11 protein-coding genes and 1 riboswitch are annotated in these 15,411 nt (G+C 36.7%); of the genes, 9 read left to right on the top strand and 2 right to left on the bottom strand.

What is annotated here, in order from left to right:
* Nucleotides 1-7 precede the first annotated feature (7 nt).
* From arcC to BR72_RS27390, 7 genes are all read left to right on the top strand, one after another.
* The gene (gene arcC, locus BR72_RS23240) at nucleotides 8-949 is read left to right on the top strand and encodes a carbamate kinase (protein ID WP_035437669.1); all 942 of its coding nucleotides are present in this window, start codon (nucleotides 8-10) and stop codon (nucleotides 947-949) included.
* Between the two features lie 265 nt (nucleotides 950-1,214).
* A complete protein-coding gene (locus BR72_RS23235; protein WP_035437667.1) occupies nucleotides 1,215-1,904 on the top strand; it encodes a Crp/Fnr family transcriptional regulator in 690 nt (229 codons plus the stop codon).
* Between the two features lie 305 nt (nucleotides 1,905-2,209).
* A complete protein-coding gene (locus tag BR72_RS23230; RefSeq protein ID WP_035437666.1) occupies nucleotides 2,210-3,874 on the top strand; it encodes a glycoside hydrolase family 13 protein in 1,665 nt (554 codons plus the stop codon).
* 193 nt (nucleotides 3,875-4,067) lie between these two features.
* On the top strand, nucleotides 4,068-5,708 hold the full coding sequence (locus tag BR72_RS23225) for a PTS transporter subunit IIBC (RefSeq protein ID WP_035437665.1): 1,641 nt from the start codon (nucleotides 4,068-4,070) through the stop codon (nucleotides 5,706-5,708).
* A 3-nt stretch (nucleotides 5,709-5,711) separates the two neighbouring features.
* The gene (locus BR72_RS23220) at nucleotides 5,712-6,503 is read left to right on the top strand and encodes an endonuclease/exonuclease/phosphatase family protein (RefSeq protein ID WP_035437664.1); all 792 of its coding nucleotides are present in this window, start codon (nucleotides 5,712-5,714) and stop codon (nucleotides 6,501-6,503) included.
* A gap of 258 nt (nucleotides 6,504-6,761) precedes the next feature.
* Nucleotides 6,762-9,398, top strand: a complete 2,637-nt coding sequence (locus tag BR72_RS23215; RefSeq protein ID WP_035437663.1) for a YhgE/Pip domain-containing protein — start codon at nucleotides 6,762-6,764, stop codon at nucleotides 9,396-9,398.
* A 55-nt stretch (nucleotides 9,399-9,453) separates the two neighbouring features.
* Nucleotides 9,454-9,588: a hypothetical protein gene (locus BR72_RS27390; protein ID WP_256217134.1), complete on the top strand. Its 135-nt coding sequence runs from the start codon at nucleotides 9,454-9,456 to the stop codon at nucleotides 9,586-9,588.
* A 36-nt stretch (nucleotides 9,589-9,624) separates the two neighbouring features.
* Here the strand turns inward: BR72_RS27390 and BR72_RS23210 are convergent, their stop codons facing one another.
* On the bottom strand, nucleotides 9,625-11,814 hold the full coding sequence (locus tag BR72_RS23210; RefSeq protein ID WP_035437661.1) for a DNA topoisomerase III: 2,190 nt from the start codon (nucleotides 11,812-11,814) through the stop codon (nucleotides 9,625-9,627).
* A gap of 414 nt (nucleotides 11,815-12,228) precedes the next feature.
* A riboswitch (TPP riboswitch) is annotated at nucleotides 12,229-12,338 on the top strand.
* A 71-nt stretch (nucleotides 12,339-12,409) separates the two neighbouring features.
* On the opposite strand from BR72_RS23210, the gene thiM reads away from it, so the two are divergent.
* Together thiM and thiE are read left to right on the top strand one after the other, a co-directional pair.
* Nucleotides 12,410-13,216 carry a hydroxyethylthiazole kinase gene (thiM, locus tag BR72_RS23205; protein ID WP_035437659.1) on the top strand — a complete coding sequence of 269 codons (807 nt, stop codon included), beginning with the start codon at nucleotides 12,410-12,412 and terminating at the stop codon, nucleotides 13,214-13,216.
* Between the two features lie 18 nt (nucleotides 13,217-13,234).
* Nucleotides 13,235-13,891, top strand: a complete 657-nt coding sequence (thiE, locus tag BR72_RS23200) for a thiamine phosphate synthase (RefSeq protein WP_035437657.1) — start codon at nucleotides 13,235-13,237, stop codon at nucleotides 13,889-13,891.
* A gap of 53 nt (nucleotides 13,892-13,944) precedes the next feature.
* Here thiE and BR72_RS23195 read toward each other — a convergent pair whose 3' ends face one another.
* Nucleotides 13,945-15,258, bottom strand: a complete 1,314-nt coding sequence (locus tag BR72_RS23195) for an anaerobic C4-dicarboxylate transporter family protein (RefSeq protein WP_035437655.1) — start codon at nucleotides 15,256-15,258, stop codon at nucleotides 13,945-13,947.
* Nucleotides 15,259-15,411 lie beyond the last annotated feature (153 nt).

Below are 15,411 nucleotides of genomic sequence, written 5' to 3'. Positions count from 1 at the left end.
TTACAAGATGACAAGAAGAAAAATCGTCGTTGCATTGGGCGGAAATGCAATCCAATCTGGAGATGCTACTGCACAGGCACAACAAGAAGCGTTAGAAAGAACGGCAGAACAATTGGTTAAAATCATGGAAAATAATGTAGACGTTGTCATTGCACACGGGAATGGTCCACAAGTAGGTAACATCTTATTGCAGCAAAAAGCAGCGGAAACGGACAAAACACCTGCTATGCCACTAGATACTTGCGGGGCAATGAGCCAAGGAATGATTGGGTATTGGATGGAAAATGCAATTGAAAAGGCTTTGAAAAAACGGGGTATCGAAAAAGATGTAGTAACGGTGATCACGCGGGTTGAGGTGGATAAGGATGATGAGGCATTCGAAAATCCAACAAAACCAATTGGTCCCTTTTATACAGAAGAAGAAGCACGAAAGTTAATGGAGACAACAAAAGCTACGTTTAAAGAAGATGCAGGACGTGGCTGGCGGCGTGTTGTACCATCGCCAAAACCGGTAAGTATTCACGAGCATAAAGTGATTAATGCATTAGTGGAGGACGGTGATATTGTCATTGCTGTTGGAGGCGGAGGCATCCCTGTTATTGACTCGAAAGATGGATTAGTAGGAACGGAGGCTGTTATTGATAAAGATTTTGCTGCTCAAAAATTAGCTGAATTAGTAGATGCTGATATTCTCGTCATTTTAACTGCAGTTGATTATGTGTATGTAAACTTCAATACGCCAACTGAGAAAAAATTAGAGAATGTTACAGTTGCTGAACTAGAGAAATATATACAAGAAAATCAATTTGCACCTGGAAGTATGCTTCCGAAAATTGAAGCAGCTATTAACTTTGTGAATACAGATCCAAAACGAAAAACGATTATTACTTCATTAGAAAAAGTATATGAAGCGTTAGAAGAAAATGCGGGAACCATTATTTCAAAGTAAGAGTTATAAATATTTGAACAGAAAGGGAATGAAGTGACAGGCTTCATTCTTTTTCTGTTCAAGTAAGTTCATAAAGTATTCATGATAAAGGAAAAAAATTAACGCTTTATTATGATAAGATAATTTTGAAAACGCTTTCCTTATACTACATAACAATTACAGACCCTCACCTCAAGATGAAAAGAGAAGCAAAAAAAAATAGGCGGAGGATGAAGAATCCTAAGCTGATGGAAGTTTCACTTTATAGAAAGAGAGAGGACATTTCATGCAAAAACGTAATATAGTTGAAGATTTAAGGAAATTTGAATTATTTGCTGACTTAACAGATACGAAATTAAAAAGTCTAGCACAGTTTGTGTATTGGCGAACCTATAAAAAGGGTCAATATTTATTTTTAGAAGGTGATTCAAGAGAAAGAATTTACTTTATGTTAGATGGATTTGTCAAATTAGAGCGAGTGAATCAAAGCGGAAATTTCTTATATGAAGATTACGTAAAGCGTTTTTCCATTTTTCCTTATTGTGGTATGTTTACAGATGCGTCATATAATTATACGGCTATAGCAATGACGGACGTTGATGTGTACTATATTCCCACTTCTATTTTTGAGGATATGGTGAAATCGAATCGACAGCAGCTCATGCATATTGTTCAGGAACTGTCTTCTATACTGAAAATAAATGAAAAGCGTGTCCAAAATATTACTACTCCAAATGCACAAGACCGCGTTATACAAACATTAGGTTACTTGATGAACGATTTAGGAGAAGAAGCGGGAAAAGAAATTTTAATTTCATGTCCTCTCACAACCATTGAAATTTCTAAAATATCCGGGACATCTCGCGAGACTGTTAGCGGGGTATTAAAGCAACTAAAAAATGATTGTATTGTTACAATTCTAGATAAAAAAATCACAATACATAATCCGGCTTATTTTGAAGAAAGTGCGATGTGAAAAATTAGATAGTAGGGAAATGAGTAATAATATTAATGAAGTTAATTATTAACTATATAGTCTATTGAAGTTCTTTATATGTGTATAAAGAACTTTTTTCACGTTATCCAATATAAGGATTTTAAGTTGGAAGCAGCAAATTATAACCGCTATTTGGATAAAATTTTCACTTTGTTTCAGACTAATCATACACATATATTTAGTACGAATGTAAAAATTTATCGTTGCAAACTCTGTATATTTTGATATGATAGTGTTACGAAAACGTTTGCATAACAAAATTGTGCAAAAGGAGAGATGAGATTATGAACAAAACGTGGTGGAAAGAAGCTGTAGCTTATCAAATTTATCCGCGCAGTTTTATGGATTCAAACGGTGATGGTATCGGTGATTTACAAGGTATGATTTCAAAGTTAGACTATTTGAAAGATCTAGGCATTGATGTAATTTGGATTTGCCCAATGTATAAATCACCAAATGATGATAACGGTTATGATATTAGTGATTATCAAGATATTATGGACGAATTTGGTACGATGGCTGATTTTGATGAACTATTAGCAGAAGTGCATAAACGTGATATGAAGCTAATTATTGATTTAGTTATTAATCATACAAGTGATGAGCATCCGTGGTTTATTGAATCGCGTTCTTCTAAAGATAATCCAAAGCGTGATTGGTATATTTGGCAGGATGGAAAAAATGGGAAAGAACCGAATAACTGGGAAAGTATTTTTAACGGATCTGCTTGGGAGTACGATGAAACAACGGACCAATATTACTTACATCTGTTCTCACGTAAGCAACCAGATTTAAACTGGCAAAATGAAGAAGTGCGCGAGACTTTATATAGTACGGTGAATTGGTGGCTTGATAAAGGAATTGATGGCTTCCGTGTTGATGCGATTAGTCACATTAAGAAGGAAGAAGGATTTAAGGATATGCCGAATCCGAAAGGGTTAAAGTATGTGCCTTCTTTCGATAAACATATGAATGTAAATGGCATTCAGCCACTTTTAGAAGAGTTAAAAACAAACACGTTTGCCAAGTATGATATTATGACTGTCGGCGAAGCAAATGGTGTGAAAATTGAAGATGCTGAGCTTTGGGTTGGAGAAGAGCAAGGGAAGTTTAATATGGTATTTCAATTTGAGCATTTAAGCTTATGGGATGCAGAAAAGAAAAAAGATCTCGATGTTGTAGGGCTTAAAAAAGTGTTAACAAAGTGGCAAAAAGGGTTAGAAAATAAAGGTTGGAATGCGCTATATATTGAAAATCATGATAAACCTCGTATTGTTTCTACTTGGGGTGATGACAAACAATATTGGCACGAAAGTGCAACAGCTTTAGGAGCAATGTATTTCTTTATGCAAGGTACGCCGTTCATTTATCAAGGACAAGAAATCGGGATGACGAATGTTCAGTTCCCGCGTATTGAAGACTATGATGATGTGGCGATTAAGAACTTATATCGTCAAAAGATTGAAGAGGGAGTACCTCATCAAGAAATTATGGAGATTATTTGGGCATCTTGCCGCGATAACTCACGTACACCGATGCAGTGGAGTAACGAAGAAAATGCTGGTTTTACAACAGGTACACCTTGGTTTGGAATGAATCCAAATTATAAAGAAATTAATGTAGACGCGCAGCAAACAGACGCAAATTCTATTTTAAATTTCTATAAAAAGATGATTGTGCTGAAAAAAGAACATGAAGTGTTTACGTATGGCACGTACGATTTACTGTTAGAAGATCATCCGCAAATTTATGCGTATACACGTACGTTACATGATGAAAAAGTTGTTGTAATGAGCAATGTATCAAAGAGTGAAGCTGTATATGATGAGACTGCGTTCGAGCTAAAATGCAATCGTTTGCTTTTAAATAACTATGAAGTAGAAGAGCATGATGCAGTGACAACAATTAATTTAAAACCATATGAAACAAGGATTTATCGTGTTTATTAATAAAAAAAGATGCTTATATAGCATCTTTTTTTATATAAAAATTGTATTTTTAATAAAATTGTTATTGCAATATGAAAACGCTTTTATTAAAATAAATTTATGAAAACGATTGCGTAAAACGTTTTCGCGAGGGGAAATGCAATTATTATTTATACATGAGGGATTGTAATTTAGAAAAAGGAGGAACAAAAAAATGAAAAAACTTGCATCTTTTGATTTTTGGCAAAAGTTCGGAAAAGCTTTATTAGTAGTAGTAGCGGTTATGCCAGCTGCTGGTTTAATGATTTCCATCGGTAAATTAATTGGTATGTCTGCGGGCGATGTATCTGCCGTGCAAATAATTGCTAGAGTTATGGAAGATATCGGTTGGGCAATTATTGTAAACTTAAACATTTTATTCGCTGTAGCAATTGGGGGATCTTGGGCAAAAGATCGTGCGGGTGGTGCATTTGCAGCATTGCTAGCATTCGTATTAACGAACCGAATTACAGGAGCAATTTTTGGTGTAAACGCTGTAATGTTAGCGAGTTCAAAAGCAAAAGTATCTTCCTTATTAGCGGGAGATTTACTTGTAAAAGATTATTTCACTTCTGTTCTTGGTGCACCAGCACTTAACATGGGAGTTTTCGTAGGTATTATTTCAGGTTTCTTAGGAGCTACGCTATACAATAAATATTATAACTATAATAAATTACCACAAGCATTAGCTTTCTTTAACGGAAAACGTTTCGTACCATTTGTAGTAATTGTTGGTTCTACAATCACTGCTATTATTTTATCGTTCGTATGGCCATTCATTCAAAGTGGATTAAACGAATTTGGACGCTGGATTGCAGCTTCAAAGGATAGCGCACCAATTGTTGCGCCGTTTGTATATGGAACATTAGAACGTTTATTATTACCATTTGGATTGCATCATATGTTAACGATTCCGATGAACTACACAGCGCTTGGCGGATCGTACACAATCTTAACAGGTGCTAAGGCAGGACAAATTGTAGCGGGACAAGATCCATTATGGCTTGCATGGATTACAGACTTAAATAGCTTAATAACGAAAGGTGATATGAAAGCATATCACGATTTATTAAATAATGTTGTTCCAGCACGTTTCAAAGTAGGACAAGTTATCGGTTCAACTGCATCATTAATTGGTATCGCATTTGCGATGTACCGTAACGTAGATGTAGACAAGCGTCATAAATATAAACCAATGTTCTTCTCAGCAGCATTAGCAGTATTTTTAACTGGGGTTACAGAGCCGATTGAATTTATGTTTATGTTTATTGCCCCAGTATTATATGTTGTGTATGCGATTATCACTGGTGTAGCATTCGCATTAGCAGATTTAATTAATTTACGTATCCATGCATTTGGTTTTATTGAGTTATTAACTCGTACACCAATGATCGTAAAGGCTGGATTAACAAGAGATCTTATTAACTTCTTTGTTGTATCAGCTATCTTCTTTGGATTAAACTTTACAATCTTCAACTTCTTAATTAAAAAGTTCAATTTACCAACACCAGGACGTGCTGGTAACTACATTGAGAATGAAGATGGTGCTGAAGAAGCAGCAGTTAATGTGAAAGAAGGTTCATTAGCGACAGTGGTTATCGCGCTGTTAGGCGGGAAAAACAACATTGCAGATGTAGATGCTTGTATGACACGTTTACGTGTGACAGTAAAAGACTTAGATATCGTTGCAAAAGAAGCGGATTGGAAGAAGAACGGAGCGCTTGGCTTAATTGTAAAAGATAAAGGTGTACAAGCTGTGTATGGTCCAAAAGCTGACGTATTAAAGTCTGATATTCAAGATATTTTAGGGATATAAGAAATGAAATTATTAACCCTAAATTGTCATTCGTGGCAAGAAGATGAGCAACTTGCAAAGATTCATTATTTAGCAAAAATGATTCAAGAAAATGACTATGACGTCATCGCATTGCAAGAGGTAAGTCAGTCAATTACGGCTCAAAATATATCCGGTAACATGAAAGAAGATAATTTTGTCCGCTTATTACAAGTAGAACTAGAAAAGCTTGGCGCGGCAAAATATGACGCTGTATGGGACTTTGCTCATATCGGGTACGATGTGTATGAAGAAGGTTTAGCCATTTTAACAAAACATGCAATTCAAAAGAGTGATTCCTTTTTCGTATCAAACAGTACAGATACAACATACTGGAAAACAAGAAAAATTGTCAGTATAACTGTTTCTTATTACAACCAGCCGGTGACATTATATTCTTGTCATCTTGGCTGGTGGAATGACGAAGAAGAACCATTTCAAAATCAAGTCGATCATTTACTGCATCGTGTAGATAAAGATGAATTGTCGCTCTTAATGGGTGACTTCAATAACAATGCACGTTTGCAAAATGAAGGCTATGATTATCTCATGCAAAAGGGTTTATATGACACGTATCAATTAGCAAAGCAAAAAGATGAAGGAACAACTGTACAAGGAAAGATTGCTGGATGGGATGAGAATAAACAAAATTTACGTATCGACCTTATTTTAAGCAATCAACCTGTACAAGTTACTTCTTCCAAAGTAATTTTTAATGGGATAAACCGAGAAGTAATATCGGACCATTTTGGCGTTGAAGTTCAAATTAACATGTAATGAAAAGGCAACCACCGTGCAAAATACGGAATGGTTGCCTTTTTTATTACATTTCATATATAATCTTCAATATTGAACGTAAAACTAAAACGGTCAATTTGTTTGTATATTTCATGAAAAGTATCATATAATGATGTATACAGTTTTCAGGAGTGATAGGTCATTTCAGTTAAATTTTTCAAAAAACAATGTTATAATGGCGAAATGCATGTATGAATTCGGACGAAAGAAAAAACATATGATTAGGTGATTAATAAAATGAAACAAATATGGCGTATTTATACGACAGACATACGGAATGTAGCAAGGCACTGGGCTGCAATTGTTATCATCATAGGGCTTACGATTTTACCATCGCTCTATGCATGGTTTAATATTGAGGCCTCGTGGGACCCTTATGGAAGTACGAAAGATGTTCCTATCGCAATATCTAATGAAGACAAAGGTTCAAATTTACGAGGGAAAGACATTAATATAGGGGAAGAAGTCGTGAATTCCCTAAAAAACAATAAAAACCTCGGTTGGAAGTTTGTTGATAAAAAGGAAGCAATACATGGCGTGAAGCATGGCGAATATTATGCAAGTATTACCATTCCGAAAGACTTCTCAGAAAAAATTGCAACGGTATTAGATGATAATCCGCAAAAACCAGAAATTCAATATTATGTGAATGAAAAGGTAAATGCCATTGCACCAAAGATTACTTCAAAAGGCGCGTCCGGTATTGTTGAGGAAATAGGCAAAAACTTTGTCAAAACCGCAAATGGTGAGATTTTTAAAATCTTTAATGAACTTGGAATTGATCTAGAAACAAACTTACCAAGTATCGAAAAAGTAAAGGATCTCGTTTTCAAATTAGAAACGCAAATGCCAGAAATCAATAAAGTGGTAGATACAGCATTAACGGATGCTGGCACGGCGCAAGATCTTGTCAAAACAGCACAAGATACGATGCCAAAGGTTGAAAGTATCATTCATGATAGCCAGCAACTAACGAAAGATTTAGATTCGTTCTTTGCCGCAAATGATCAAACGCTGGATGAGGCACCAGCAGCTATTAAGAGAGACTTAACGTATGCGAAAAAAGCTGCTGATGGTACGGCGCAGATTACGGATTTATTAAAAGATCCATCGATGAATATAAATAAGGAAACGCTGAAAGAGAAAATTAAATCTGCGCAAAATACAGCAAATACAATAAAGGAAGTTTCGCAAAAGATTTCTGGTTATACAAATAAGGCAAGAGAAGAACTAAATAAAGTTGATCCGGCAAAGGTCAAGGAAAGTGTCGAAGGAATAGAGAAATTATCTGCATTTGGTATTGAACAAACTGAGTTACTCATGAAAATTGTGCAAAATTCTAACATTCCTCAAAAAGATGAGCTTATGAGTAACCTAACTGTCCTTAAGGAAGGGCTTACTACAATTAACGTAGATGCAAAAAAGGCAGTAGAAGCAGCGAATGATCCCGACAAGAATAAACGGACCATTGAAAATAATTTAAATCACATTGGTAGTGCAGCAAAACAGGTTGAAGGACTTACAGATAGTTTTATTAATGATACAAATAAAGCAATAAATATCATTGATAACGGTGTAGGTGATAAAGGAATTTTAGAGCCGATGAAACAAGGGCTATACGATGCTCAATCACAGTTTCAAAAGGGCATTAATTTGATAGATGACATTATTCCAGTGTTAAATGATGTAGATAAGCTTGCTGGTCATGCCGGAAAAACAACAAATATTCCTGATACTGTAGCGAATTTAAATGATGCAAAAGCAAAAATGCAAAAGGGAATTAATGCAACTAATAAGGCGCTTGATTTCATTAATAGCGGGAAACTACCATCAAAAGATGATATAGATGGTATAAATGCAGCTGCTAAAGATGCATCCAGCACATTAGGTGATATCTTAGCACGATATGACTCTGAAATTGTCCCAAGTTTCAACGATGCAATTGCTAAAACGAAAAAAATAAACAAAGATGCAGCGGATGTTTTAAATACAGCGAATCAAAGTCTACCTAATGTCAAAAAACTACTAGAAGATGCATCAAAAGGATTAACTGTTGGCAAAGAAGAAGCTGAAAAAATAAAAGCAGAGCTTCCTGAAGCTGAGAAGAAAATTAAAGAAATTGCTAATAAAATTCGCGAATTTGAATCAGAAGAAGATTTAAAAGACATCATTCGTCTATTAAAGCATGATGTAGAAAAACAAAGTGATTATTTCGCAAATCCAGTAAACTTAAAAGAGAATAAATTATACCCACTTCCAAACTACGGTTCAGCAATGTCACCGTTCTACACAGTGTTAGCATTATGGGTAGGGGCATTGCTCATGGTGTCATTATTAACAGTAGAAGTACATGAGGAAGATGCGGAATATAAAAGTTATCACATTTACTTCGGCCGTTTCTTAACATTCTTAACGATCGGTCTTGCTCAGGCATTTATCGTAGCGATGGGAGATATGTTCTTATTAGGCACGTATGTGGTTGATAAATTCTGGTTTGTCCTATTTAGCATGTTAATTGCTGGAGTGTTCGTTTGTATTGTATACTCACTTGTTTCTGTATTTGGAAACATCGGTAAATCCATGGCAATCGTGTTACTTGTATTACAAGTTGCTGGTTCAGGTGGAACATTCCCAATTCAAATGACGCCGAAGTTCTTCCAAATGCTATATCCATTCCTGCCGTTCACGTATGCAATTCGTATTATTCGTGAGACAGTAGGCGGTATGCTTTGGGATATTGTCTGGAAAGATCTTCTCGTATTATGTTTATGGGTAGGTGTAATGCTTATTATTGCACTAGTATTGAAAAAGCCAATTAATAAGTCGAGCGAAAAGTTTGTAGAAAATGCAAAAGGAAGTAAGATAATTCATTAATAATAAAGGTTCCTGCCGGTGGGTAGGAACCTTTTGTTTATGAGGAGCGTTGAGTATGTCGAACATCGTCGAAGAGTCTTTATATCATGTCGAAGCGCTGATATATTATAAAAAGTGGTCGATATATTATAAAAAGCGCCGATATATTGTAAAAGTCGCTGATATATTGAAAAAAGCGCCGATATATTAGCAGGCATGAAAAAAAAGAGTTGGTAAACCAACTCCTTTAATCAAACTTCAATTTCTTTAATGCTTCTGCTAATGCATTATTCAGAGGTTCTTCCTGCTGTTGTTGCTGTTTCATGTATTTTTGAACAGCACGTTTATCTGCTTTGTTACCTGATTCTTTTTTACGACGGTCTTGGAATGAAGAAAGTTTCTCGCGATAGCCGCATTTACATGCGAAGATTTGGCCTTCTCCTTCACCGCGAAGTTCTAGTTTTTTCTTACATTGCGGGCAGCGTGCGTTTGTCGCGCGGGATACATTTTTGCGATGACCACATTCACGATCTTGGCATACAAGCATTTTTCCTTTTTTGCCGTTTACTTCTAGCATTGGTTTGCCGCAGTCTGGGCAAGTTTTTGTGGAAATGTTGTCGTGCTTATATTTTTTATCGCTCGATTTAATTTCAGAAACAATTTCTTTTGTGTAGTTTTTCATTTCAGAAATAAATACTTCTTTTTTCAACTTGCCTTTCGCGATAGCCTCAAGTTTTTGTTCCCACTCAGCAGTTAGCGTAGGTGATTTTAATTCTTCTGGTACTAAATCTAGTAATTGACGGCCTTTTGATGTAATGTGAATGTCTTTGCCGCGTTTTTCAATTAAGAATGAATTGAACAATTTATCAATAATGTCGGCGCGTGTCGCAACTGTACCTAGTCCGCCCGTTGACTTTAATGTATTAGCAAGCTGTTTGTTTTGCGTATCCATATACTTTGTTGGATTTTCCATAGCCGAAAGTAATGTTGCTTCATTAAAACGCGCAGGTGGCTTTGTTTGACCAGATGTCCCTGCAATTAGTTTCACGTTTAATGCATCGCCTTTTTCGATGCGAGGTAAGATTTGTTCTTTTAAATCGTCCACTGCATCGTCATCTTCAAAGCGATTTTCATAAACTTCTTTCCAGCCGGAATTCATAATTGTTTTGCCGCGTGCGACAAAGTTTTCATCACCGATTTTAGCGCGTAACGTTAGTTGCTCGTATTCAAAAGCAGGGAATAAAACTGCTAAGAAACGTTTGACAACTAAATCATAAATTTTGCGCTCTTTATCTGTGAAAGCTGAGAAGTTTACATAGCTTTCTGTTGGAATGATTGCATGGTGATCACTTACTTTACTATCATCAACAAAAGATTTGGAAGCTTTGATTGGTTTCGTTAAAACTTTATTAGCTAAAGAACGATACTCACCTATTCCGCAAGCTTTCAGACGTTCTGGAAGTGTTCCAACGATGTCAGATGAGATATAACGTGAATCTGTCCGCGGATATGTTAATACTTTGTGCTGTTCATACAGTTTCTGCATAATATTTAACGTTTCTTTTGCGGAATAACCAAAGATTTTATTTGCATCACGTTGTAATTCTGTTAAGTCGTAAAGACCAGGAGCAAATGACTTCTTAGCTTTTTTCTCAATTTCAACTACAGTCGCATTTTGGTTTCCTAATTTTTTTACAATCGCATCAATTTTTTCTTTATCAAAGCTGCGGCTATTGCCTTTCGCATCTTGCCAAGTGAGCTTTAATCTCTCTGTTGTTTGTGCTTCAATGCCATAGTATGTTTGTGCTTTGAAGTTTTTAATTTCATCTTCACGTCCTGCGATAATTGCTACAGTAGGTGTTTGAACACGACCGCAATTTAATTGTGCATTGAATCTTGTAGTTAATGCACGTGTTGCGTTAAGACCGATATACCAGTCAGCTTCCGAACGGGCAACAGCTGAAGCATATAAATTGTCGTATGCTTTACCAGGTTTCAAGTTTGCAAAACCATCTTTAATCGCTTTATCGGTAACAGATGAAATCCATAGACGTTTAATCGGTTTATTAATTCTCACTTTATCAATAATCCAACGAGCTACTAATTCTCCTTCGCGACCAGCGTCTGTAGCTACGATGATTTCATTTACATCATTTCTAGTCAATTGACTTTTCACAGCATTAAATTGCTTGCCAGTTTGCTTAATCACCGTTAATTTTAAACGTTCCGGAAGCATTGGAAGATCTTCAAGATTCCACTTTTTATACTTCACATCATAACTTTCAGGATCTGCTAATGTAACGAGATGCCCTAAAGCCCATGTAACAATATATTTACTTCCTTCAATGTAACCATTTCCTTTTTTATCGCACTTCAATACACGCGCAATATCACGTGCAACAGAAGGTTTTTCAGCAATTACAACACTTTTTGCCATATTTCAAACATCCTTTCAATTTCCGTAAGTTAACTATAGCATACATCCCTTTCGGATTCAGTTATTCCGAAGATTCGTATCCGTTGTTATGAAATATAAGTGTTCCATTTTTAACTAGCTTCAGAAATGCCTTAAACACCGCCTGTGACCGCTCTAATACATGGCCAGTTACTCTCGCCATCCTAAAAAAAGGGGTCTTTTATGTTTTTTCTTTATGTAAAATTTCGGCAAGGAAAATAAAATATACCCAGCACTCGCTGTCTCCCTTTGTTTTAAACGTTGCCGTGGTAGGAACAGGTCCTGACCGCTCAAATACACGGCCAGTTGCTCTCGCCCATCTAAAAAAGGGGTTTTTACATCTTTTTTCAACTTGTTATTTCAACAGAATCAGAGTAGACTCTGAAGTAAATGAATAAGAAAACACATGGGAGTTTGCGGATGCAAACTGAGAGTACGGCTACTCCGTCGTTGACCATTTGAACCTGTTGGATAATGCCAGCGTAGGGAGAGTGTAAGAGCACATTATGAAGACACTTTGCATGCGCAAAAGTGTCTTTTTTGCTATATCTCCCATTATAAAAAAGGAGAGATACATATGAAAATGAAAGAAATTGCCCAAGTAGTTGAGACAGTACGAGAAAGAAATCCGCTCGTTCATAATATTACAAATGTCGTCGTGACAAATTTTACTGCCAATGGATTACTGGCATTAGGTGCATCGCCTGTGATGGCATACGCAAAAGAAGAAGTAGCTGAAATGGCAAGTATTGCGGGAGCACTCGTTTTAAATATGGGGACACTTCGCCAAGAAGAAGTAGAGGCGATGCTTATTGCTGGAAAGTCAGCAAATAATCATAATGTACCAATTATATTTGATCCCGTCGGTGCTGGGGCAACTTCGTATCGAACAGAAGTGGCAAGGTATATTCCAAGTGAAGTAAAGCTAGCAATCATCCGTGGCAATGCAGCAGAGGTTGCAAATGTTATTGATGAGAGTTGGGAGATTAAAGGGGTTGATGCAGGGGGAGGAAATGGTGATGTTGTTTCCGTTGCGAAACAAGCAGCAAGGCAGCTACGTAACATTATCGTTATTACTGGAAAAGAAGATGTTATAACTGATGGGGAAAGAACGTTTATTCTTCGTAATGGTCATCCTATTTTAACGAAAGTAACAGGAACAGGGTGTTTATTAACATCTGTTATCGGAGCGTTTACGGCAGTTGAAAAAGATTACGTAAAAGCAGCTGTTGCGGCGGTAGCATTTTACGGTGTAGCGGCAGAAATTGCGGCAAGTAAAACAGCTAAGCAAGGACCGGGAAGTTTCCAAATTGAATTTCTAAATCAGTTAGCAAACGTTACTGCAGAAGACGTTGAACGATATGGAAATGTTGAAGAGGTTTGATAAGGAAGGATGAGAGAAATGGCACGGATTGATAAACAACGTATGTCTGAGTTACTACAAGTGTATTTTATTATGGGAAGTAATAATTGCAGCAAAGATCCATTACAAGTTATGAAAGAAGCTCTTGATGGCGGAGTTACCCTTTTTCAGTATCGTGAAAAAGGTGACGGAGCATTAACGGAAGAAAACCAGTATACATTTGCAGGGCAGCTACAATCATTATGTAAAAAGTATCATGTTCCATTCATCGTAAATGATGATGTGGAATTAGCAATAGCGTTAGATGCAGATGGTGTTCATGTTGGGCAAGATGATGAAAACATTCAGATCGTACGTGGAAAAATGGGCGATAAAATCATTGGTGTATCCGCTCATACAATAGAAGAAGCTCGTTTTGCGATTGAAAATGGTGCCGATTATTTAGGAGTAGGACCGATTTTTCAAACAAACACGAAAAAAGATGCAAAAGCGGTACAAGGAACGGCAGGATTGCGTTTTTTCCGTGAAAGTGGCATTGGAATTCCGATTGTCGGTATTGGTGGGATTACAATTGAAAATGCTGCTTCTGTCGTTGAAGCAGGGGCAGATGGTGTTTCGGTGATTTCAGCGATTAGTTTAGCGGAGTCTCCTTATAATAGTGCGAAGAAATTGGCTGAGCAAGTGAAAAAAATTTAAACAAACGTTTGATTAAAAAGAGCTAGTCCTTGTAAAGACTAGCTCTTTCTTCATTAAAACATCAGTGAAACGAGAAGCATCCCTATTCCAATTGATGTAATTGTTGCGACCAGACCTGGGATCATAAAGCTATGATTTAACACATATTTACCGATACGAGTTGTACCTGTACGGTCAAAGTTAATTGCCGCGACGATTGTTCCGTAGTTTGGAATAAAGAAATATCCGTTTACAGCTGGGAACATTGCGATCAATAGTACCGGTGAAATGCCAAGTGTTAATCCAAGTGGTATTAATGCACGTACTGTTGCAGCTTGGCTATATAACAAGATTGATAGCACGAATAGTGCAATTGCAAATAACCACGGTGCACTCGTTACGAGTCCTTGGATAGAACCTTGAATTATTTGTAAGTTACCGTTAAAGAACGTATCTCCCATCCAGGCGATACCGAAAATTGCAACAACTGCTGTTGCTCCTGCTTTAAAGACGTTACCAGATACGATGCTTTCCACATTTGGTTTACAAAAAATAATAATAAGTGCTGCGATTGTTAGCATAACCATTTCAATGGTGTTTGGCATCGAAAGACGTACAAGTTTTCCGTCTATCATCCAGCCAGGACGTAATGCTTCAAAAGATCCAAGAAGAACAACTAAAACTGTTGCCAATAAAAAGAGGATAACAGACAGTTTTGCACCTTTTGGAACAATAAATTCTTTCTTTTCTTCTAGTTTTGGAATTACGCCTTCTTGTAATCGCTTTAAATATTCTTCATCTTCGTTTAGCTCTTTCCCCATTTTGCTTGCTACGAAAGCAGCTAACATACAAGCGATAAAGGTAGATGGAATACTAATTTTTAAAATATCTAATAGTGTAATCTTATAGTCAGCAAGCATAGCGAGAAGTGCAACGGTTGCTGCTGAGATTGGACTGGCCGTAATCGCTTGCTGCGATGCAATAACAGCAATTGACATTGGACGCTCTGGTCGAATTCCTGATTCACGCGATACTTCAGCAATGACAGGAAGAACTGAATAGGCAACGTGTCCTGTTCCTGCGCAAAACGTAAATAAATAAGTGACGATAGGGGCAAAGAACGTAATCCATTTCGGATTTTTACGAAGCGCCTTTTCTGCAATATGAACAAGATAGTCCATTCCCCCAGCAGCTTGCAACGCTCCAGCAGCTGTAATAACTGCTAAAATCATAAGCATAACATCAATTGGGGGAGAGGTTGGTTGTAAATGGAAGAAGAAGACAAAGATTGCCATCCCAACACCACCCATTACGCCAAGGCCAACACCTCCAAGACGTGCACCGACGAAAATGCAGAGTAATAAGATGGTAAACTGTAGCCAGAACATAGTATGCACCTCCGAGATAATAATTAATTGCTATTATCAAATAATTTACCCTGTTTCATGATTCGAAAGTTGAATCCTAAAATGAATCTATAAAAATGGCTTTTTTTAATTATATAACACATCAAAAACATGACCCGCTCTGTTTGTTAAAAT

This window comes from Bacillus sp. UNC322MFChir4.1, from assembly GCF_000746135.1.
Classification (GTDB): Bacteria; Bacillota; Bacilli; order Bacillales; family Bacillaceae_G; genus Bacillus_A.
The sequence above is the reverse complement of the archived record's forward strand: the minus strand, read 5'-3'. Positions and strand labels throughout refer to the sequence as shown.

Coding starts and splice junctions, on each gene's coding strand:
- arcC (WP_035437669.1), top strand. CDS start 8: ATGACAAGAAGAAAAATCGTCGTTGCATTGGGCGGAAATGCAATCCAA.
- BR72_RS23235 (WP_035437667.1), top strand. CDS start 1,215: ATGCAAAAACGTAATATAGTTGAAGATTTAAGGAAATTTGAATTATTT.
- BR72_RS23230 (WP_035437666.1), top strand. CDS start 2,210: ATGAACAAAACGTGGTGGAAAGAAGCTGTAGCTTATCAAATTTATCCG.
- BR72_RS23225 (WP_035437665.1), top strand. CDS start 4,068: ATGAAAAAACTTGCATCTTTTGATTTTTGGCAAAAGTTCGGAAAAGCT.
- BR72_RS23220 (WP_035437664.1), top strand. CDS start 5,712: ATGAAATTATTAACCCTAAATTGTCATTCGTGGCAAGAAGATGAGCAA.
- BR72_RS23215 (WP_035437663.1), top strand. CDS start 6,762: ATGAAACAAATATGGCGTATTTATACGACAGACATACGGAATGTAGCA.
- BR72_RS27390 (WP_256217134.1), top strand. CDS start 9,454: ATGTCGAACATCGTCGAAGAGTCTTTATATCATGTCGAAGCGCTGATA.
- BR72_RS23210 (WP_035437661.1), bottom strand. CDS start 11,814: ATGGCAAAAAGTGTTGTAATTGCTGAAAAACCTTCTGTTGCACGTGAT.
- thiM (WP_035437659.1), top strand. CDS start 12,410: ATGAAAATGAAAGAAATTGCCCAAGTAGTTGAGACAGTACGAGAAAGA.
- thiE (WP_035437657.1), top strand. CDS start 13,235: ATGGCACGGATTGATAAACAACGTATGTCTGAGTTACTACAAGTGTAT.
- BR72_RS23195 (WP_035437655.1), bottom strand. CDS start 15,258: ATGTTCTGGCTACAGTTTACCATCTTATTACTCTGCATTTTCGTCGGT.